The sequence below is a fragment of the Variovorax paradoxus genome (genome assembly GCF_030811855.1).
In the GTDB taxonomy this organism is placed as follows: domain Bacteria; phylum Pseudomonadota; class Gammaproteobacteria; order Burkholderiales; family Burkholderiaceae_C; genus Variovorax; species Variovorax paradoxus_L.
The window spans coordinates 114,020-133,300 of sequence record NZ_JAUSRN010000008.1; the positions used below are offsets into that span (position 1 = coordinate 114,020).

General features: G+C 64.2%; 18 protein-coding genes. 9 read left to right on the forward strand and 9 right to left on the reverse strand.

Features of this window, described 5'->3' with window-relative positions:
• Positions 1 to 61: 61 nt before the first annotated feature.
• Positions 62 to 694 carry a MotA/TolQ/ExbB proton channel family protein gene (locus J2X92_RS16450; protein WP_307577017.1) on the reverse strand — a complete coding sequence of 211 codons (633 nt, stop codon included), beginning with the start codon at positions 692 to 694 and terminating at the stop codon, positions 62 to 64.
• Between the two features lie 314 nt (positions 695 to 1,008).
• On the opposite strand from J2X92_RS16450, the gene xseA reads away from it, so the two are divergent.
• The gene (gene xseA, locus J2X92_RS16455) at positions 1,009 to 2,316 is read left to right on the forward strand and encodes an exodeoxyribonuclease VII large subunit (RefSeq protein ID WP_307577018.1); all 1,308 of its coding nucleotides are present in this window, start codon (positions 1,009 to 1,011) and stop codon (positions 2,314 to 2,316) included.
• 50 nt (positions 2,317 to 2,366) lie between these two features.
• Positions 2,367 to 2,948 carry a superoxide dismutase gene (locus J2X92_RS16460; RefSeq protein WP_307577019.1) on the forward strand — a complete coding sequence of 194 codons (582 nt, stop codon included), beginning with the start codon at positions 2,367 to 2,369 and terminating at the stop codon, positions 2,946 to 2,948.
• A gap of 68 nt (positions 2,949 to 3,016) precedes the next feature.
• On the opposite strand, the gene J2X92_RS16465 is transcribed toward J2X92_RS16460, so the two are convergent.
• From J2X92_RS16465 to J2X92_RS16475, 3 genes are all read right to left on the reverse strand, one after another.
• On the reverse strand, positions 3,017 to 3,475 hold the full coding sequence (locus J2X92_RS16465; protein ID WP_307577020.1) for a DUF192 domain-containing protein: 459 nt from the start codon (positions 3,473 to 3,475) through the stop codon (positions 3,017 to 3,019).
• Between the two features lie 98 nt (positions 3,476 to 3,573).
• A complete protein-coding gene (locus tag J2X92_RS16470) occupies positions 3,574 to 3,759 on the reverse strand; it encodes a hypothetical protein (protein ID WP_307577021.1) in 186 nt (61 codons plus the stop codon).
• A 154-nt stretch (positions 3,760 to 3,913) separates the two neighbouring features.
• Complete coding sequence (locus tag J2X92_RS16475; protein WP_307577022.1) at positions 3,914 to 4,237, reverse strand: cell envelope biogenesis protein TolA; 324 nt, start codon at positions 4,235 to 4,237, stop codon at positions 3,914 to 3,916.
• A 220-nt stretch (positions 4,238 to 4,457) separates the two neighbouring features.
• On the opposite strand from J2X92_RS16475, the gene icd reads away from it, so the two are divergent.
• From icd to sbcB, 5 genes are all read left to right on the forward strand, one after another.
• Positions 4,458 to 5,717: an NADP-dependent isocitrate dehydrogenase gene (gene icd, locus J2X92_RS16480; protein WP_157614112.1), complete on the forward strand. Its 1,260-nt coding sequence runs from the start codon at positions 4,458 to 4,460 to the stop codon at positions 5,715 to 5,717.
• A 416-nt stretch (positions 5,718 to 6,133) separates the two neighbouring features.
• Entirely contained in the window at positions 6,134 to 6,493 is a 360-nt protein-coding gene (gene clpS / locus J2X92_RS16485) for an ATP-dependent Clp protease adapter ClpS (RefSeq protein ID WP_021007487.1), read from the forward strand.
• Positions 6,494 to 6,560: 67 nt separating this feature from the next.
• The gene (clpA, locus tag J2X92_RS16490; RefSeq protein WP_307577023.1) at positions 6,561 to 8,882 is read left to right on the forward strand and encodes an ATP-dependent Clp protease ATP-binding subunit ClpA; all 2,322 of its coding nucleotides are present in this window, start codon (positions 6,561 to 6,563) and stop codon (positions 8,880 to 8,882) included.
• A 106-nt stretch (positions 8,883 to 8,988) separates the two neighbouring features.
• Positions 8,989 to 10,434: a cardiolipin synthase gene (gene cls / locus J2X92_RS16495; RefSeq protein WP_307577024.1), complete on the forward strand. Its 1,446-nt coding sequence runs from the start codon at positions 8,989 to 8,991 to the stop codon at positions 10,432 to 10,434.
• Entirely contained in the window at positions 10,435 to 11,874 is a 1,440-nt protein-coding gene (sbcB, locus tag J2X92_RS16500; RefSeq protein ID WP_307577025.1) for an exodeoxyribonuclease I, read from the forward strand.
• 23 nt (positions 11,875 to 11,897) lie between these two features.
• On the opposite strand, the gene J2X92_RS16505 is transcribed toward sbcB, so the two are convergent.
• The gene (locus tag J2X92_RS16505) at positions 11,898 to 13,178 is read right to left on the reverse strand and encodes an amidohydrolase family protein (protein WP_307577026.1); all 1,281 of its coding nucleotides are present in this window, start codon (positions 13,176 to 13,178) and stop codon (positions 11,898 to 11,900) included.
• 151 nt (positions 13,179 to 13,329) lie between these two features.
• On the opposite strand from J2X92_RS16505, the gene cysC reads away from it, so the two are divergent.
• Complete coding sequence (gene cysC, locus J2X92_RS16510) at positions 13,330 to 13,911, forward strand: adenylyl-sulfate kinase (protein ID WP_307577027.1); 582 nt, start codon at positions 13,330 to 13,332, stop codon at positions 13,909 to 13,911.
• Positions 13,908 to 14,984, forward strand: coding sequence for a hypothetical protein (locus J2X92_RS16515; protein WP_307577028.1), 1,077 nt, complete (start codon positions 13,908 to 13,910; stop codon positions 14,982 to 14,984). Before cysC ends, J2X92_RS16515 begins: the two co-directional genes overlap by 4 nt.
• A gap of 24 nt (positions 14,985 to 15,008) precedes the next feature.
• Here J2X92_RS16515 and J2X92_RS16520 read toward each other — a convergent pair whose 3' ends face one another.
• The 4 genes from J2X92_RS16520 to J2X92_RS16535 all read right to left on the reverse strand — a co-directional run bounded on the left by J2X92_RS16520 (position 15,009) and on the right by J2X92_RS16535 (position 19,174).
• Complete coding sequence (locus J2X92_RS16520) at positions 15,009 to 15,458, reverse strand: hypothetical protein (protein WP_307577029.1); 450 nt, start codon at positions 15,456 to 15,458, stop codon at positions 15,009 to 15,011.
• Complete coding sequence (locus J2X92_RS16525) at positions 15,458 to 16,381, reverse strand: ABC transporter permease (protein WP_307577030.1); 924 nt, start codon at positions 16,379 to 16,381, stop codon at positions 15,458 to 15,460. Before J2X92_RS16525 ends, J2X92_RS16520 begins: the two co-directional genes overlap by 1 nt.
• Positions 16,382 to 16,511: 130 nt before the next feature.
• Positions 16,512 to 17,573 carry an ABC transporter permease gene (locus J2X92_RS16530; RefSeq protein WP_307577163.1) on the reverse strand — a complete coding sequence of 354 codons (1,062 nt, stop codon included), beginning with the start codon at positions 17,571 to 17,573 and terminating at the stop codon, positions 16,512 to 16,514.
• Positions 17,573 to 19,174 (reverse strand): ABC transporter ATP-binding protein, encoded by a 1,602-nt coding sequence (locus tag J2X92_RS16535; RefSeq protein ID WP_307577031.1) that lies wholly within the window; start codon positions 19,172 to 19,174, stop codon positions 17,573 to 17,575. Before J2X92_RS16535 ends, J2X92_RS16530 begins: the two co-directional genes overlap by 1 nt.
• Between the last annotated feature and the right edge of the window lie 107 nt (positions 19,175 to 19,281).

The following is a 19,281-nucleotide window of genomic DNA, read 5'->3' on the forward strand; positions in this document are numbered from 1 at the left end:
GCTCATGGCGAATCTCCCGCGGACAGCGGAGCTCTCGCAGTGGCGAGCGTGGGTGCGGCCATCATTTCCGCATTGCGTTCAGGTGGCGGGCGAAGCGCTCGCCAGAAAGCTCGAGGTTCAGCAGGTATTCATCGACCCGGCTGCGGAAATAGCGCCAGAAGATCAAGGTCGGAATGGCCACGATCAGGCCAAAGGCCGTGTTGTACAGCGCAATAGAAATACCGTGCGCCAGCTGCGCCGGGTTCCCCGAACCCACCGCCCCGCTCCCGGGCGATTGAGAGCCGAAGATCTCGATCATGCCGATCACCGTGCCAAGCAGGCCGAGCAGCGGCGCAGCCGAGGCAATGGTTGCCAGCGCCGGCAGGTAGCGCTCCAGCTTGTGCGCCACGGTTCGGCCGGAAGCTTCCATGGCCGCCCGAAGGTCGTCCTCGGTGCAGCGCGGGTTGGCATTGAGGGCGCGAAGGCCCGCGGCCAAGACTTGCCCGAGCATCGAATTGCGCTCCAGCTTGGTCACCACGTCCGGGCCCGGCACGGAACCGTGCGACACCGTGATCGCTTCATCGAGCAGCTTGGGCGGCAGGACCTTCACGGTTTTAAGACTTGTGAAACGTTCTATAACCAGCGCGAGGGCGATGATCGAACAGGCGAGCAATGGCCAAATGGGCCAACCCGCGGCAACTATGATGGAAAACAAGGAAATCCTCCGGCCCCGTAGACTGCAAATGCGGGGCGATTATCGCCCGAGCCCACCATCGCCACTCGGCTTGTTTACTTGTAAGCAAAGACGCACAGATTCTGTGGATAACTTTGTGATTAACCCGTTGGGCAACCTGTTCCAACCCGCATGGCGTGGGCTTTCCATTAGATCGACTGAATTTTGAGCAGCAGTTTTTTGAATGAAATCAACGACTTGCACGAGAAACCGTGCACTTGTTCCGCACCGAGGGCTGGGCAGGGGGACTTGCCGCCACACTGTGGAAGAGTGGTCACACGCTATCTGGCCTGTTTGTGACATTGCGTGATTCCTACACAACGCCGGGTCCGCGGATCTGGCCCGTCGGCGCCTTGTGCCGCGCGGTCGGGGATGCGCTCGACGCGCGCTTCAACCCGGTTGCGGTGCGCGGCGAAATCTCCGGTTTTTCACGCGCGTCGAGCGGACATTGTTACTTCGCGCTCAAGGATGATTCGGGCCAGCTACGCTGCGCGATGTTCCGGCGTGCGGCTGGCCTGCTCGATTTTTCCCCGCGCGACGGCGACCAGGTCGAGGTGCGCGGCCGCCTGGCCGTGTACGAGCCTCGTGGCGATCTGCAACTGGTGGTCGAAAGCCTGCAACGCGCCGGACAGGGCGCCCTGTTCGAGCAGTTCCTGCAGCGCAAGGCGCGGCTCGAGGCTGAAGGGCTCTTTGATGTCGAGCGCAAGCGGGCGCTGCCGGTCATGCCGCGCGCGGTGGGCCTCGTCACGTCGCTGGGCGCCGCGGCGCTGCACGACGTCGTGACCGCGCTGCGGCGACGCGTGCCGCACATTCCGGTGATCCTGGCGCCCGCGGCAGTGCAGGGTACCGGCGCACCGGCAGAACTCGTGCGCGCCCTGCAATCCCTGTACGCCCTTGAGCCTGCCGTCGACGTGATTTTGCTGGTGCGAGGCGGCGGCTCCATCGAGGATCTCTGGGCCTTCAACGACGAAACACTGGCGCGCACCATCGTTCAAAGCCCAGTTCCGGTGATCTGCGGGGTGGGCCACGAAACCGACTTCACCATCGCCGACTTTTGCGCCGACCTGCGCGCGCCCACACCCACGGCGGCAGCGGAACTCGTCAGCGCGCCGCAGGCAATGTGGCTCGGCGCGATCGATCTTCTGGGGGAACGACTCGACGGTGCGCTGGGCGCCCGGCTCGACATGCTGGGCCAACGCCTCGACCAGGCGGCGGCACGCTTGGGCCGGCCGTCGGTGCTGGTGGCGCGGCAACAGCTTCGGCTTGCGCACCAGTCGCAGCGTTTGCGCTATGCGGTGCTCTCGAGAACGGAGCGCCTGGCGCATGTGCCGCGTTCCATCTCGGCCGATTTGCCTCGCAAGCTCGAGCGTGCAGTTGTAGAACGCCGCGAGCGGCTGGAGCGCGTGGCGCTCCGGCTCAAGCTGCTCGATCCCGCGCTGGTGCTGCAGCGCGGCTATGCGTGGCTCACCGGTGCCGATGGCCGCGCGATCGTGAGCGCAAAGGCACTGAATCCGGGCGACGCCGTGGTCGCACGGCTGGCAGACGGATCCGTCGACCTGACCGTGGCCGGCAACTCGGGACCGCGTCCGACGCCCGGCCCGTGATTCCTTTCTAGAATCCTTAATTCCCCGCAACCAACCCACGAGAAAAAACCATGGAACATGTGCTCCCACCCCTGCCGTACGCCCTGGACGCGCTGGCACCCGAGTACTCGAAGGAAACGCTCGAGTACCACTACGGCAAGCACCACAATGCCTACGTGGTGAACCTCAACAACCTGCAAAAGGGCACCGAGTTCGAGTCGATGCCCCTGGAGGACATCGTCAAGAAGTCCAGCGGCGGCATCTACAACAACGCCGCCCAGATCTGGAACCACACCTTCTTCTGGAACTGCATGAAGCCTCAAGGCGGCGGCGCTCCCAGCGGCGCGCTGGCCAAGGCCATCGATGCCAAGTGGGGCAGCTACGACGCCTTCAAGGAAGCCTTCGTGAAGTCGGCCGTGGGCAACTTCGGCTCGGGCTGGACCTGGCTGGTGAAGAAGGCCGACGGCTCGGTGGACATCGTGAACATGGGCGCAGCGGGCACGCCGCTCACCACCGGCGACACGCCGGTGCTGACGGTGGACGTCTGGGAGCACGCCTACTACATCGACTACCGCAACCTGCGCCCCAAGTTCGTGGAGACCTTCCTGGCCAAGCTGGTCAACTGGGACTTCGCGGCCAAGAACTTCGGCTGATCCGGATTCCTCATTGAAAAAGCCGACCTGCGAGGGTCGGCTTTTTCGTTGGGGCTGGCGAGCGAAGCTCAGCGCTTGGCAGCAGCAAACAGCTCGCCGCCCAGCTTGGCGCCTTTCTTGATGTTCTTCTTGGCGAACCAGCCCTGGTTCATTTCGAGCACGAAGCGAACCGGCTCTTCGGAGCAATGCGAGTTCTCGGTCATCGGCTGCATGTCGACGAGGTTCACGATGCGGCCATCATCCGCCACGAAGGCGGCCGTCAGCGGAAGCAGCGTGTTGCGCATCCAGAAGCACTGGGTGGCCGGCTGATCGAAGACGAAGATCATGCCCTCGGCCTGGGGCATTGCCTTGCGAAACATCAGGCCGATCTCGCGTTGCAGGGGCGTCTGCGCGACTTGCGCATCGATCTTGTACAGGCCAACCGACAGCTGCGTGCGCTGCAGGTCGGTCTGGGGTTGCTGCTGGGCCTGCGCGGGCGCCGCCAGGCAAGCGGCAAGCAGGAGCAGGGCGGCAAAACGCTGAAACATCGGAAGGCTTCTTTCAGGTCGGGTTCAATGGTGCAAGGCCAATAAAAATGCCCGCTGAAGCGGGCATTGGCAGAGGCATTGCCGGTGAGCGTGGCAGCTTACACCTTCTTGGCGACGTGCGCCTTGGCCACGTGGCGAACCTTGTGCTTCTTGACCGTGTGCTTCACCGGCTTCGTTGCCTTGTTGACCACGGCAGGTGCGGCCGGCGCCGGAGCGGGCGGGGTTTGTGCGAATGCACCGGCTGCGAAAAGACCGGCGACGAGGGCTGCGAGCAGCTTGTTCATGAAAGACATCCTTTGAGATTGTTGATATGGACCACCTCCCAGTGGAAGGTCAACATTCAACGCGTCTACTGCTCGGCCCGGTTGACAGCAGTTGTGCCATGGGAGGCGAAAAAAAAGCGCTCCGGAGAGCGCTTTCTTGTACGGCTGAAGCCGATTACTGGGGCGTGCCGCCTTGGGTCGACTTGCGCTTCACGCTGCCGTCCTTGTTGCGGCGACGCTGGTCGCGCGTTTCGGCGCGCTTTTCGCCAGCTGCTGCAGCCTTGTCGGTACCAACGGCGCCGCCTTCGGGCGTCTTGGCGATGTCGCCGGCGGGAGCAGCCACCTTGCCAGCAGGCTTGGCTTCCTTCTTGGCTTCAGCGCGCGCTTGGGGCTTGCTGTTGGTGGCGTTCCCTTGCTCGGGCGTGGTGCCGGTGGGGTTCTGGGCGTAGGCGCCAGCGGCGAACAGGCCAGCGATCATGACTGCGAGAATTTTGCTCATTGATTGATTCCTCTATCGAGAATTGGTTGGAAACGCCTCCCGGCGAGCAGAAGGTCAGCAACTAACGAGGTCCTTGCCTCGCAGGTTGACAAACGCCAGCTGATGGGTTGCGTCTAAAATGTACAGCGATTTGTTCGCGGGCTGTACAGCGATTCCCCGTCGCTGTCTGAATTCGCAGACAGTCGTCCGAATTACGTCACTCCCGGAGTCATTCCCCCTCATGTCCAGCTACCAGCACATCAAAGTCCCGGCCGAAGGCCAGAAGATCACGGTCAACGCCGACAACTCGCTCAATGTGCCTGATCAGCCGATCATTCCCTTCATCGAGGGCGACGGCACGGGTCTGGACATCACTCCCGTGATGCTCAAGGTGGTCGACGCAGCGGTGGCCAAGGCCTACGGCGGCAAGAAGAAGATCCACTGGATGGAAGTCTATGCCGGCGAAAAGTCGACCAAGGTCTACGGCCCCGACGTCTGGCTGCCTGAAGAAACGCTGCACGCTGTGCGCGACTACGTGGTTTCCATCAAGGGCCCGCTGACCACGCCCGTGGGCGGCGGCATCCGTTCGCTGAACGTCGCGCTGCGCCAGGAACTCGACCTGTACGTGTGCCTGCGCCCCATCCAGTACTTCGAAGGCGTGCCCAGCCCGGTTCGCGAGCCGCACAAGACCAACATGGTCATCTTCCGTGAGAACTCGGAAGACATCTACGCCGGCATCGAGTTCGAAGCCGAAAGCGACAAGGCCAAGAAGCTCATCAAGTTCTTGCAAGATGAATTGGGCGTCAAGAAGATCCGCTTCCCCAACACCTCCGGCATCGGCGTCAAGCCCGTGTCGAAGGAAGGCACCGAGCGCCTCGTGCGCAAGGCGCTGCAATACGCAGTCGACAACGACAAGCCCAGCGTCACCATCGTGCACAAGGGCAACATCATGAAGTTCACCGAAGGTGGCTTCCGCGACTGGGCCTACTCCCTGGCTGCCAAGGAATTTGGCGCCGAGCTGATCGACGGCGGCCCCTGGATGAAGTTCAAGAACCCCAAGACGGGCAAGGAAATCACCGTCAAGGACAGCATCGCTGACGCGTTCCTGCAACAGATTCTTCTGCGTCCCGCCGAGTACAGCGTCATTGCCACGCTCAACCTCAATGGCGACTACGTTTCCGACGCGCTGGCGGCCCAGGTCGGCGGCATCGGTATTGCCCCGGGTGCCAACCTGAGCGATACCGTCGCCATGTTCGAAGCCACCCACGGCACGGCTCCCAAGTACGCCGGCAAGGACTACGTGAACCCCGGTTCCGAAATCCTCTCGGCCGAAATGATGCTGCGGCACATGGGCTGGACCGAAGCGGCCGACCTGATCATCAGCTCTATGGAAAAGTCGATTGCCAGCAAGAAGGTCACTTATGACTTCGCCCGCCTGATGGACGGCGCCACGCAAGTGAGCTGCTCGGGCTTCGGCCAGGTCATGATCGACCACATGTAATTTGCGCTAGACGCGCGAGCTAACAGCGTTCTGGCGCCCATGGGCGCCGGGAAGCCATGGGCCCTCGAGACCGTCACGGTTTCGAGGGTTTTTTCTTTCTTGGTCGCCGTGGGCCAGGCTGTTGGGCCCGTAGCGCAGCCGGGACAGGCTGGTACAGGTTGCTCCGGAGATGGCCCGCGACTGGCCCGACGCTGGCCCTTGAAACCTCTTGGGCATCGAGAAAATGGAGCCCGGCAATTCGAACCTGCCCACCCAAGGCGATGAGGAGCGATATTTGAAAAGCGGCGATCGAGCGGCTAAATTTTTTTAGCCATCTGTGCTGTCGCACACGGCGCAAGGCTCTTGATTTGTCGAATACGCGCCACCAAGTCTTCTTGCGCCGGCACGTTGCTTGCACGCTCTATAGAATCTTTTTTATGGCAACGAGAATTCCCAAGACTCCCAGTACTCCACCGGCCCAGAAACCGGCCGGGGATGACGGAGATTCGGTCGTTCTGGAGCGGCGGCCGCAAAAAACGGCGCCTCCCCAGATGTACCAGGTGGTGATGCTGAACGACGACTACACGCCCATGGAGTTCGTGATCGTCGTGCTGCAAGAATATTTCAACAAAGATCGTGAAACTGCGACCCAGATCATGTTAAAGATTCATCTTGATGGACGCGGCGTTTGCGGGGTGTATTCCCGCGACCTCGCGGCCACCAAAGTCAATCAGGTGATGGAGGCGGCGCACCAGGCCGGGCATCCGTTGCAGTGCGTGAGCGAGCCTGTTGCGTGAACCAGTTGAATTGCGCAAGCTCCAACCCATCTGAGAAGTTATTTACAGCAAGGCAAAAGGAAATCACATGATTGCCCAGGAACTGGAAGTCAGCTTGCACATGGCCTTCGTCGAGGCCAGGCAGCAGCGCCACGAGTTCATCACCGTGGAGCATCTGTTGCTCGCTTTGCTGGACAACCCGAGCGCCGCGGAAGTTCTGCGTGCCTGCTCGGCCAACGTCGACGACCTGCGGGCGTCGCTCACCAACTTCATCAAGGACAACACGCCCCAGGTGGCGGGTACCGACGATGTAGACACCCAGCCGACGCTGGGTTTCCAGCGCGTGATCCAGCGCGCCATCATGCATGTGCAGTCCACCGGCAACGGCAAGAAGGAAGTCACTGGCGCGAACGTGCTGGTCGCGATCTTCGGCGAGAAGGACTCGCACGCGGTGTACTACCTCCACCAGCAAGGCGTGACGCGCCTCGACGTGGTGAACTTCATTGCCCACGGCATCAAGAAGAGCGATCCGCCTGAAGCCGTCAAGGGCAGCAGCGAATCGTCTTCGGGCGAGGGCGAAGAGGGCGGCGGCGAAAAGAACGAGAAGGCTTCGCCTCTCGAGCAGTTCACACAAAACCTCAACCAGCTCGCCAAGGACGGCAAGATCGATCCGCTGATCGGCCGCGAATACGAGGTCGAGCGCGTCATCCAGATCCTGTGCCGTCGGCGCAAGAACAACCCGCTCCTGGTGGGTGAGGCCGGCGTGGGCAAGACGGCCATTGCCGAAGGCCTTGCATGGCGCATCACGCAGTCCGACGTGCCGGAAATCCTGGCCGAGGCGCAGGTCTACTCGCTCGATATGGGCGCGCTCCTGGCCGGCACCAAGTACCGCGGTGATTTCGAGCAGCGCCTGAAGGGCGTGCTCAAGTCGCTCAAGGACAAGCCGAACGCCATCCTGTTCATCGACGAGATCCACACCCTCATCGGTGCGGGCGCGGCCTCGGGCGGCACGCTCGATGCGTCGAATCTGCTCAAGCCGGCGCTCTCCAGCGGCCAGCTCAAGTGCATCGGTGCCACCACCTTTACCGAGTACCGCGGCATCTTTGAGAAGGATGCGGCCCTGTCGCGTCGCTTCCAGAAGGTCGACGTGGTCGAGCCGACGGTGCAGGAAACCGTCGACATCCTGAAGGGCCTGAAGTCGCGCTTCGAAGAGCACCATGGCGTGAAGTACGCGGTGGCGGCCCTGCAGGCTGCGGCCGAGCTGAGCGCCAAGTACATCAACGACCGCCATCTGCCCGACAAGGCGATCGACGTGATTGACGAGGCCGGTGCCGCCCAGCGCATCCTGCCCGCGAACAAGCGCAAAAAGACCATCAGCAAGACCGAGGTCGAGGACATCGTCGCGAAGATCGCGCGTATTCCCCCGGCCAACGTCAGCAACGACGACCGCGGCAAGTTGCAGACCATCGAGCGCGACCTGAAGAGCGTCGTGTTCGGCCAGGACAAGGCACTCGAAGTGCTGGCGTCCGCGGTCAAGATGGCGCGTTCAGGTCTCGGCCGCGAAGACAAGCCGATTGGCTCGTTCCTGTTCAGCGGCCCCACCGGCGTCGGCAAGACCGAAGCGGCCAAGCAGCTCGCCTACATCATGGGCATCGAGCTGATCCGCTTCGACATGTCGGAGTACATGGAGCGCCATGCGGTGAGCCGGTTGATCGGCGCGCCTCCGGGCTACGTCGGGTTCGACCAGGGCGGCCTCCTGACCGAAGCCATCACGAAGAAGCCGCACGCGGTGCTGCTGCTCGACGAGATCGAGAAGGCGCATCCTGACATCTTCAACGTGCTGCTGCAGGTCATGGACCACGGCACCCTGACGGACAACAACGGACGCAAGGCCGACTTCCGCAACGTGATCATCGTGATGACCACCAATGCGGGTGCCGAGACCATGAACAAGGCGACCATCGGCTTCACCAACCCGCGCCAGGCGGGTGACGAAATGGCCGACATCAAGCGCCTGTTCACGCCGGAGTTCCGCAACCGCCTGGACGCGACCGTGAGCTTCAAGGCGCTGGACGAGCAGATCATCCTGCGCGTGGTCGACAAGTTCCTGCTCCAGCTCGAAACGCAGCTGGCCGAGAAGAAGGTCGACGTCACGTTCAGCGACGGCTTGCGCAAGCATCTGGCCAAGAAGGGCTTCGATCCGCTGATGGGCGCCCGCCCGATGCAGCGCCTGATCCAGGACACGATCCGTCGTGCGCTGGCCGACGAGCTGTTGTTCGGTCGCCTGATCGATGGGGGCCGCCTGTCGGTCGACATCGACGACAAGGGCGAAGTGCAGCTGGACATCCAGCCGCTGCCGAAGAAGGAAGGCAAGTCCAAGCCCGAAGCCGAAGAGGCTGCTGCAGGATAAAGCGGGGCCGGCCAAGCCGGTTCCGCGGTATTTCTGGCAGTACCAAAAAGGCCGGTAGCATTCGCTGCCGGCTTTTTTTTGCCGGAAGCTACCTGTACCGCACACCTTGATTCTTCCCGAGCTCAGCCAGGAATGGAAAACCGGCCTCTCTTTGGCCTGGAGCGGCTATATCGCCGTGCTGTCGGTCTGGATCGTGATGCAGAAGCGTGCGCCGGTGTCCACCATGAGCTGGATCCTGTCGCTGGCGCTGCTGCCGTTTGCGGGCTTCATCGTCTATTACTTCCTGGGGCCGCAGCGCTTGCGAAAGCAGCGGGTCAAGCGCCTGCGCAGCCGCGCCAAGGCCCACACGCAGCCCGAACTTGCGCGGCTGCGGGACGCGGCGCAGAACGCGCCGCCGGCGCTGCAGCAGATGGCGCGGCTCGGCACCGCCGCGTGCGGGCTGCCGGTTTCCAGTGCGACGGGCGTGGAGTTGCTCTCGGGCGGTGCGCGGACCTTCGACGCGATTTTTGAGGCGGTGCGCGCGGCGCGCGACCACATCCACCTCGAGTACTACATCTTCGAGCCCGACAGGATCGGCACTGCGCTGCGCGACCTGCTGGTGGAGCGTGCGGGGCAGGGCGTGGCCGTGCGCCTCCTGCTCGATGCGCTCGGTTCCAAGCGCATCGGCCGCAAGTTCATGGCGCCCCTTCTAGCTGCGGGCGTGCAGGTCGCGCTTTTCCACGACACTCGCATCGGCCGCCGCCTGCGGCCAGTGACCAACTACCGCACCCACCGAAAGATCGTGGTGTGCGACGGCCGCGTCGGTTTCACCGGCGGCGTCAACATCACTGACGAGGAAGACAAGCGCACCCGTCCTGACGCGTACCACGACGTGCACCTTCGCATTGAAGGCAGTGCTGTGCGCTGGCTGCAGACGACCTTTCTCGAGGACTGGGCCTACGCCACCGGCGAAGACCTGCGGAACATGGACCCCCTGATGGACGCCATGCTGCCGCAGGTGGAGGCTGGCAACATTCCGGTGCAGATTGTGACCAGCGGACCGGACAACGCGCTGGAGCCCATCCACCGCATGCACGTGGAGGCCATTCATTCAGCGAGCGAACGCGCGTGGCTCACCACGCCGTACTTCGTGCCCGGCGAGCCCGCCCTTATGGCGCTTACCAGCGCTGCGCTGCGCGGCGTGGACGTGCGCCTCCTGGTACCGCGCCGCAGCGATTCGGCCATTGTGAGCGCCGCCGCGCGATCCTATTTCGACGAGCTGATTGCGGCCGGAGTGAAAGTGTGGGAGTACAAGGCCCGCATGCTGCACTCCAAGACCTTGGTGGTCGACGACCATTGCGCGATGATCGGTACCGCGAATTTCGACAACCGCAGCTTCCGGCTCAATTTCGAGGTGAGCGCGGTGGTTTACGGCCCCGAGTTGGCGCGCCCGCTGGCCGCGCAGTTCGAAACCGACCTCCACAGCTCCGGCGCGGTGCGCGCCCACCGGCCGCAGAGTTTCTGGCGCCGCCTTGGCGACGCGATTGCACGATTGCTTTCTCCCTTGCTCTGAATGAACCACACCTTTCTCTGGCACGACTACGAAACCTTCGGCGCCGTGCCGCGCCGCGACCGGCCCTCGCAGTTTGCCGCGATCCGCACCGACGCAGAGCTGAACGAAATCGGCGAGCCGCTGATGATCTATTGCAAGCCGGCGCCCGACTACCTGCCCAGCCCCGAGGCCTGCCTGATCACCGGCATCACGCCCCAGCTGTGTCTCGAGCGAGGCATCCCCGAGCACGCCTTTGCCGCGCAAATCGAGAAGGCCTTCTCGCAGCCGGGCACCATTGGCGTGGGCTACAACACCATTCGCTTCGACGACGAGGTGACGCGCTTCCTGTTCTGGCGCAATCTCATCGATCCGTATGCGCGTGAATGGCAGAACGACTGCGGCCGCTGGGACTTGCTCGACGTGGTGCGCCTCACCTATGCGCTGCGCCCAGACGGCATCGAGTGGCCGAAAAAGGAGGACGGCAAGCCCAGCTTCAAGCTCGAAGACCTGGCGCGCGCCAACGGCCTGCTGCATGAGTCGGCGCACGATGCGCTCTCCGACGTGCGCGCCACCATCGCACTGGCCCGGCTGATTCGCGATCGGCAGCCCAAGCTGTTCGAGTTTGCCTTCGGCCTGCACAAGAAGGACCGCGTCGCCAGTGAGCTGGGCTTGCCGGCCATGCGTGAAACAGCCAAGCCCTTCCTGCACGTGTCGGGCATGTTCCCGGTCGAGCGCGGCTGCTTGAGCGTGATGTGGCCGCTCGCGAGCCACCCGACCAACAAGAACGAGTTGATCGCCTGGGATCTGGCCCACGACCCGAGCGAGCTGCGCGACATCGACATCGAGACCCTGCGCCTGCGCCTCTTCACGCGCACCGCCGACCTTCCCGAAGGCGTGGTCCGACTGCCGGTGAAGGGCATTCACCTGAACAAGTCGCCGATGGTGGTGGGCAACCTTCGCACGCTCGCGCCGGCCATGGCCGAGCGCTGGAACGTCGATCTCGATGCGGCCATGCGTCACGCGGCCATCGCACGCGACCTGCCCGACATGAGCGCCATCTGGTCGCAGGTGTATGCCCGTCCCAAGGAGGCCACGCCCGACGTCGATGAAGACCTGTACGGCGGCTTTGTAGGCAATGGCGACCGGCGGCGGCTGAACCAGCTGCGAGGGCTGCCGCCCGAAGAGCTTGCCAAGGACCGCACTGGTTTCGACGACGGGCGGCTGGAGGAACTGCTCTTTCGCTACCGCGCACGCAACTGGCCCGAGTTGCTCAGCCCGGACGAAGCGGAGCGTTGGGAGGCGCTGCGCGCCGCGCGGCTCTTCAAGGGTGAGGGCGGGGCCCGCACCATCGAAATGCTGTTCAGCGAGGTCGATGCCTTGTCCGAAACCGCGGACGAGCGCGGCGAAGAGATTTTGGGTGCGCTCTACGAGTACGCCGAGGCCATTGCGCCTGAGGCCTGATTTGCGTCGAACGTCACGCCCAGCTAGGGCTTTTGGATCATCCAACTCGTGGCCTGCGCACGATCCGGCAGATGCAGCGCGGCCGTGGCAGCGGGCGTTTCCGCGAGCAGCCGGCCCTTGCGGAACACCTTGAGCCGCGTGGCGCGCAGGCGGATCGCCTCCACCGGGTCGCGCGCCTGTAGCAGCACGAAGCTCGCGTCGCAGCCCGCCTCCAGGCCATAGCCTTCAAGGTGCATCACGCGCGCGGCATTCGTTGTCACGGCCTCGAAGCACTGGCGGATGCCGGCCTGGCTCGTCATCTGCGCCACGTGCAGGCCCATGTGCGCCACTTCGAGCATGTCACCCGAGCCCATACCGTACCAAGGATCCATCACGCAGTCGTGGCCGAAGGCGACGTTCACGCCGGCGGCCATCAGCTCCGGCACGCGCGTCATGCCGCGGCGCTTGGGGTAGGTGTCGTGGCGGCCCTGCAGCGTGATGTTGATGAGCGGGTTCGACACCACGCCGACGCCGCTCTCGGCAATCAGGGGCAGCAGCTTGCTCACGTAGTAGTTGTCCATCGAGTGCATCGACGTGCAGTGCGAGCCCGCCACGCGGCCCTGCATGCCCAAGCGCTGAGCCTCGAAGGCCAGCGTTTCGATATGGCGTGAGAGCGGATCGTCCGACTCGTCGCAGTGCATGTCGACCAGCTTGCTGCGCTCGGCCGCAAGCTCCATCAGCAGCTTCACGCTGGCTGCGCCGTCGGCCATGGTTCGCTCGAAATGCGGAATGCCCCCGACCACGTCCACGCCCTTGTCGAGCGCGCGTTTCAGGTTGTCGACGCCGCCGGGGGAGCGCAGCACGCCGTCCTGCGGAAAGGCGACCAGCTGCAGGTCGAGGTAGGGCGCCACCTGCCGCTTGACTTCGAGCAGCGCATCGACCGCGAGCAGGCTCGGGTCGCTGGTGTCCACGTGAGAGCGAACGGCCAACAGCCCCTTGGCCACGGCCCAGTCGCAATACGCCAGCGCACGCTCGATCAGCGCTTCTGCCGTGAGCAGCGGCTTCAGTTCGCCCCACAGCGCGATGCCTTCGAGCAGCGTGCCGCTTTCGTTGACCCGCGGCAGGCCGTAGCTCAGCGTGGCGTCCATGTGGAAGTGCGGATCGACGAAGTGAGGCGCGACGAGCAGGCCTTGCGCGTCGAGCGTTTCGTGGGCAGGGGCGACGAGGCCTTGGGTGACTTCGGCGATACGGCCTCCCTCGACGGCAATCGACATGCCGGTGCGGCCGTCGGGGAGGGTGGCGTTGGTGACGAGTAGATTCAGCATTGGATGACCTGCGTCGCGGTGTTTCCAGTGGGTCCGAGATAGAGCCTAATTTTCATATCAGAAAACTTTGCGCTGCGGAGACAAAGCGCAAGAAGGTGCTGCCTATCCTCTCATGCTCCGATATACCAAGCTTGTCCAAAGGCCGAAAGTCATGAGGATTGATCGCGATCCGATATCGCCACAAATGCAGCGCAGTGGCGGCCCGTGCGTTATTTGGCTGACAGGACTTTCAGGCGCCGGGAAATCCACGATCGCCAAAAATCTGCGTCTGCGTGCAATGGCCGACGGTGTTCCGGTCGCCATCCTTGACGGAGATGACGTTCGTCGCGGCCTGAGCCAAGGGCTGGGGTTTGGCCAGGCAGATCGCCGCGAGAACATCCGAAGAATTGCGGAAGTCGCCCGCTTGCTGAGTGACCAGGGGCTCGTGGTCATCGTGGCCGCCGTATCTCCGATGCGTGAACTCCGTGTCTTGGCGCAGAACATCATCGGCGCGGCTTTTCATGAAGTCTATGTAAGTGCCCCTCTCGCGACTTGCGAACGGCGTGATGTCAAAGGTCTGTACGCGCGTGCGCGCCGGGGCGAGGTGACCAAATTCACGGGCATTTCAGACGCCTACGAGCCGCCCCTTCAGCCCGACTTGGTCATCGATACCTCGGACTGCGAAGTCGCTCATGCAACGAGCACTCTGATGTCAGCTTTCCGCGAGTGGCGTATGAGGGACAGAAGAAAATGAAAAATCATCTGCTCATCGCAGGGACGGGCCGTGCTGGCACGACATTCCTGGTGCAATACCTTGCCGAATGCGGCCTGGATACTCATCTTGCCCGCAATCAGCATCCTGGCTACGACGAGGATGCCAACGCGGGGCTGGAAGACTTGCTTCTAGGCAATGCCGATGCCCCCTACGTCGTCAAGTCGCCCTGGTTGTACGAGTACGTGGAGCGCCTGCTGGCCGATCGAGAGATCGTGGTGGATGCGGTCATTATTCCAATGCGAAGCATCGTCGAAGCGGCAACCAGCCGTTCCATCAACGAGCTGCGCGCACGTTACGGCAACCCGACGATGCCCGACGATTGCAAGCAATGGGAGTCCTGGGGAACGACGGCGGGCGGAATCGTCTATTCACTCAACCCCATCGATCAGGCGCGTCTTCTTGCGCTTGGCTTTCATGAACTTCTGCACGCGCTCGTGAAGCGAAGTATTCCGGTCGTGCTGCTTGATTTTCCGCGTTTGGTTGACGACCCAAACTATCTCTATGAGTCGTTGCATTCAGTCCTTGGGAGCAAGGTCGAGCGCGCATCGGCCCTGCGTGCGCATGAGCGCATTGCGGTGCCTTCGAGGGTTCGCATTGGCAAGGAACTGACTTCTGATGACGCTGTGAAATGCCTGCCGGAATCCGGCGCAAAGCCGCCGGGCATTGCATTCCCCAGCCATGCGGTGCTCGACAGAACCGCATTGAAGCGCCAGCTGGACAAGACGGTGATTCATGCCGAGCAACTGACCTTGGAAAAAGCGGCGTTGAAACGGGAGCTGGAAAAGGCTCGAATTCATGCCGAGCAATTGACCTCGGGCAAAACCGCACTGCAACGGGAGCGGGATGAAGCAACCACCCGTACTGCGCAACTGACGCTGGAGAAAACCGAACTGAATCAGAGGCTGAAGGAATCCGCAATCTGTATTGCGCAAATGGAGCGTCGCGTTGTCTCATTGCAGGCGTCGCACTCGTGGCGTGTGACCGCGCCGATGCGCGCGGTATCAGGCGTGATGAAGAATTTTTGGCGAGTAGCGTTTTCTTCTCGTCCATGAAAGGGGAGCCGACCGAGATTTGGCTTAGCGCGTGTGTTGCGCCCGATACCGGTATTGCCCCGGCGCAGGTCCGATCTCGATCATCACGCGGCGCAGCTTGTCGTCGTGGCTCGAATCGGCCTTGGCCGATACCACGATGCCCCGCGGTGTGGCGCGGCAGGTGAGGTCGCTGAGCGCAATTTCAGCGTGGTCGTTGTCGAGCTCGGCAATCGCCACAGTGTGCTCGGCATGCAGGTTGCCAGCGGCGTCGCGGCCCATCCATTGCACGTACAGGAAAGACTGCGCGTCCTGCTCAGCATGGATCACGCGGTAGGTGCCCTTGTGGTCCTTGCCCCACGTGCCGCACAGCTGCACCCAGTCGACCGCGTCAGGCGTCTTGAAGCGCTCGTAGGGCTGGTCGATGCCCAGCGCGTGCACGGCCGCGCAACACAATGCCATGAGCAGGCCCGCGTACATCGTGGCCGGCTTGCGCATCAGCGTTCCCCCTTGCGATAAGGCTTCATCAGCGCCTGCGGATAGCTCGCCTTGCGCGCCACCAGCACCAGCGCGAGGATCGACAACAGGTAGGGCAGCATCAGGTAGATCTGGTAGGGGAGCACCGCATCGCCCGATTGTTGCAGCCGCAGCTGCAGTGCGTCGAAAAACGCGAACAGCAGCGCGCCCAGCAGGGCCTTGCCCGGCCGCCATGAAGCGAACACAACCAGGGCCACGCAGATCCAACCCCGGCCGTTCACCATGTTGAAGAAGAAGGCATTGAAGGCGGAAAGCGTGAGGAACGAGCCCGCCACGCCCATCAACGCCGAGCCGGCCACGATGGCGCCGGTGCGCGTGGCCGCGACCGATACGCCCTGGCTCTCGGCCGCCTGCGGGTTCTCGCCCACCATGCGCAACGCGAGCCCGAGCGGCGTGCGGTACAGCACCCAGGCGATGGCCGGCACCAGTAGCAGCGCGAACAGGGTGAGCGATGTCTGTGCATTCAATATCGGCACCGGCAGCCACTCCATCGGCGCGAAGGGTGCGATGGTCGGCGGCGTGTTCACCTTCGGAAAGCTCACGCGGTAGCCGAAGTAGCTGAGCGCAGTGGCCAAGAGCGTGATGCCCAGCCCCGACACGTGCTGCGAAAGCGCGAGGCCCACGGTGAGAAAGGCGTGCAACAGTCCGAACACCATGCCCGTGAGCGCAGCCACGCCGACGCCGACCCACAGCGGCGCACCGGCATACACCGCGAGCCATCCGGTGAAGGCGCCTGCGACCATGATCCCCTCGATGCCCAGGTTGAGCACGCCCGCGCGCTCGCACAGCAGCACGCCGAGCGTGCCCAGGATGAGCGGCGTGGCGATGCGGAGCACCGCGACCCAGAAGGCCGGGTTGGCGAGGATGTCCAATAAATCCGTCATGGCGAATTTCTCCCTCCCCTTCCGGGGGAGGGTTGGGGTGGGGGCAAGCGGCGCTCGTTATGAAAGCCGATGCGCCCATCCCAGCCTTCCCCCAGCGGGGGAAGGAGCAAGACCGAAGAGGAGAGCGGAGTCATTTCATCCGCACCCGGTATTGCGTCAGCAAGGTCGCCACCAGCACCGCGATCAGCGAGGCCGCCACGATCACGTCGGCAATGTAGGTCGGCACGCCCACGGCACGGCTCATGGTGTCCGCGCCGACCAGCACACCGGCCACGAACACGCCCGCGGCGATCACGCCCAGCGGATGCAGGCCCGCGAGCATCGCGATCACGATGCCGGTGTAGCCATAGCCTGGCGACATGTCGAGTGTGACGTAGCTCGTGCGGCCTGCCACTTCGATGGCGCCAGCGAGCCCGGCCAGCGCGCCCGAGAGCAGCGCCACCAACACCACCGTGCGCGTGACCGGCACGCCGGCAAAGGCCGCGGCGCGCGCATTTGCGCCCATGGCGCGAATGTCGAAACCCAGCACCGTGTACTTGAAGATCGCCCACACCATCACCGCCAGCGACACGGCCCAGACGAGCCCGGTGTGTATGCGCGTCTGCGCGATGAGCTTGCCGAGTTCGAGGTCCGGCTGCAGCGACACGCTCTGCGGCCAGCCCATGGCGGTCGGGTCTTTCATCGGCCCGTCGAGCAGCGCGGAGACTCCGAGCAGCACGATGAAGTTGATCAACAGCGTGGTCACCACCTCGTCCACGCCGAGCTTGTTCTTCATGAGTGCCGGGCCCAGCAGCAGCAGGGCACCAGCGAGGGCCGCGGCCAGCATCATCAGCGGGAACAGCAGCCAGGGCGCGAGCTCGAAGCCGGTGCCGCCGTGCATGCCGCCCACGGCCACGGCGGCAAGGGCGCCGGCGAACAGCTGCCCCTCGGCGCCGATGTTGAAAAGGCGTGCCTTGAAGGCGACCGTCGCGGCCAGCCCGGTGAGGATCAGCGGTACCGCGCGCGTCAGCGTCTCGCTCCATGCGAACACCGAGCCGAAGCCGCCCTGCAACAGCAGCGCGTAGGTGCGTCCGACCGGTGCGCCGGCCCAGAGCACGAGCAGCGCGCTTACGAGCATGGTGAACGCCACAGCCCCAATCGGCGCCAGCATCAGCGCGGCGCGCGAGGTTTCGTGGCGCCGTTCGAGACGCATCATTGCAAGGCTCCTGCGCCTGGCTGCTGCTGCGTCGCGCCGGCCATCGCCAGCCCGATGGCTTCGCGCGTCCAGGCCGCGGCCGGCCGTGCTTCGCCCAGATGCCCGCCGTGCATCACCGCGACGCGATCGCCGAGCGCGAGCACTTCGTCGAGATCGTCGGAAATCACCAGCACCGCCGCGCCAGCATCGCGCGCGGCGATCAGCTGCTGCTGCACATAGGCCACGGCGCCGATGTCGAGGCCCCAGGTCGGCTGGTGCGCGACGATCAGGCGCGGCGCGCGCGTCGGGTATTTCTTGTTGTCGGCGTCTTCGGCCTGCTCGGGCGCGAGCAGCGCCCGCCCCAGGATCAGCTTCTGCATGTTCCCGCCGGAGAGCGAGCGGGCCGGCGCCATCAGGCCGGCGCCGCGCACGTCGAATGCTTTTTCGATGCGCCTGGCATGAAGCCGCGCGGCCGCGCGCCGAACGACCCACGACCAGCGCGAGAACACAGGGCTGCGCAGCCGCTCCGACACCGCGTTCTCCCACACCGGCAGGTCGCCGACCACGCCGACGGCATGACGGTCTTCGGGAATGCGCGCCACACCGCGCTGCACCAGCCGGGCAGGCGAGGGCGGCAGCGCGCGGCCCATCAGCTGGGCCGTGCCCGAGGTGGCACGGCGCGTGCCGCACAGCAGCTCGGCCAGCGCCACCTGGCCGTTGCCCGAAACGCCCGCGATGGCGGTGATCTCGCCGGCGCGCAGCGTCAGCGACACCTCGCGGAGGGCGCTCGAATGGTCCTGCCCGCCGTCCTTGGCCGATGCGGTGCTCACGTGGTCGAGCACGCAGACGGCATCGCCCACCGACTTGGCCGGCCGGCGCTGCGGGGCGTCGACCGCATGCCCGACCATCCAGAGCGCCAGCTGCGCCTGCGTGGTCTCGGCCGTGCGCGCCTCGGCCACGAGCTTGCCGCCGCGCAACACGGCAATGCGCTGCGACACGCGCAGCACCTCGCCAAGCTTGTGGCTGATGAAGATCACCGACAGGCCCTGCGCCACCATCTGCGCGAGCGTGGCAAACAGCGCTTCGCTTTCCTGCGGCGTCAGCACGGCGGTCGGCTCGTCGAGGATCAGGATGCGCGCGCCGCGGTACAGCGCCTTGAGGATCTCCACTCGCTGCCGCTCGCCAACCGACAGGCTGCCGATCATCGCGTCGGGCTCCACCGGCAGGCCGAAGCGTAGCGCCACTTCGAGCAGGCGGGCGCGTGCCGCCGCGCGGCGCGAGAACACGCGCCACAACGGCTCGGTGCCCATGATCACGTTGTCGAGCACGCTGAGGTTGTCGGCCAGCGTGAAGTGTTGGTGCACCATGCCTACACCAGCGGCCAGTGCGGCCTTGGGATTGCCGGCAGGCAACGGCGCACCGAACACCTCGATGCTGCCCTCGTCGGCGACGTAGTGGCCGAACAGGATCGACATCAAGGTCGACTTGCCCGCGCCGTTCTCGCCCAGCAGCGCGAGCACTTCGCCTGCTTGCAGGTCGAGCGAGATGCCGTCGTTCGCAACGAGAGAGCCGAAGCGCTTGGTGATGCCCTGAAGACGCAGAACGGTGGCGTTGCTCATGAATATCTTGCTCCTTCCCCCTCTGGGGGAAGGCTGGGATGGGGGCAAGCAGCGCCCGCAACGCCAGGGTGATCGATCGAAGGCCGCCTGCCCCCACCCCGACCCTC

Excerpts from the sequence above, each read along its gene's own strand:
- J2X92_RS16505 (WP_307577026.1), bottom strand. The coding sequence starts at position 13,178 with ATGCTGAATCTACTCGTCACCAACGCCACCCTCCCCGACGGCCGCACC.
- J2X92_RS16475 (WP_307577022.1), bottom strand. The coding sequence starts at position 4,237 with ATGAGCAAAATTCTCGCAGTCATGATCGCTGGCCTGTTCGCCGCTGGC.
- J2X92_RS16515 (WP_307577028.1), top strand. The coding sequence starts at position 13,908 with ATGAAAAATCATCTGCTCATCGCAGGGACGGGCCGTGCTGGCACGACA.
- J2X92_RS16460 (WP_307577019.1), top strand. The coding sequence starts at position 2,367 with ATGGAACATGTGCTCCCACCCCTGCCGTACGCCCTGGACGCGCTGGCA.
- J2X92_RS16525 (WP_307577030.1), bottom strand. The coding sequence starts at position 16,381 with ATGACGGATTTATTGGACATCCTCGCCAACCCGGCCTTCTGGGTCGCG.
- J2X92_RS16535 (WP_307577031.1), bottom strand. The coding sequence starts at position 19,174 with ATGAGCAACGCCACCGTTCTGCGTCTTCAGGGCATCACCAAGCGCTTC.
- icd (WP_157614112.1), top strand. The coding sequence starts at position 4,458 with ATGTCCAGCTACCAGCACATCAAAGTCCCGGCCGAAGGCCAGAAGATC.
- clpA (WP_307577023.1), top strand. The coding sequence starts at position 6,561 with ATGATTGCCCAGGAACTGGAAGTCAGCTTGCACATGGCCTTCGTCGAG.
- J2X92_RS16470 (WP_307577021.1), bottom strand. The coding sequence starts at position 3,759 with ATGAACAAGCTGCTCGCAGCCCTCGTCGCCGGTCTTTTCGCAGCCGGT.
- J2X92_RS16520 (WP_307577029.1), bottom strand. The coding sequence starts at position 15,458 with ATGCGCAAGCCGGCCACGATGTACGCGGGCCTGCTCATGGCATTGTGT.
- J2X92_RS16465 (WP_307577020.1), bottom strand. The coding sequence starts at position 3,475 with ATGTTTCAGCGTTTTGCCGCCCTGCTCCTGCTTGCCGCTTGCCTGGCG.
- clpS (WP_021007487.1), top strand. The coding sequence starts at position 6,134 with ATGGCAACGAGAATTCCCAAGACTCCCAGTACTCCACCGGCCCAGAAA.
- cysC (WP_307577027.1), top strand. The coding sequence starts at position 13,330 with ATGAGGATTGATCGCGATCCGATATCGCCACAAATGCAGCGCAGTGGC.
- sbcB (WP_307577025.1), top strand. The coding sequence starts at position 10,435 with ATGAACCACACCTTTCTCTGGCACGACTACGAAACCTTCGGCGCCGTG.
- J2X92_RS16530 (WP_307577163.1), bottom strand. The coding sequence starts at position 17,573 with ATGCGTCTCGAACGGCGCCACGAAACCTCGCGCGCCGCGCTGATGCTG.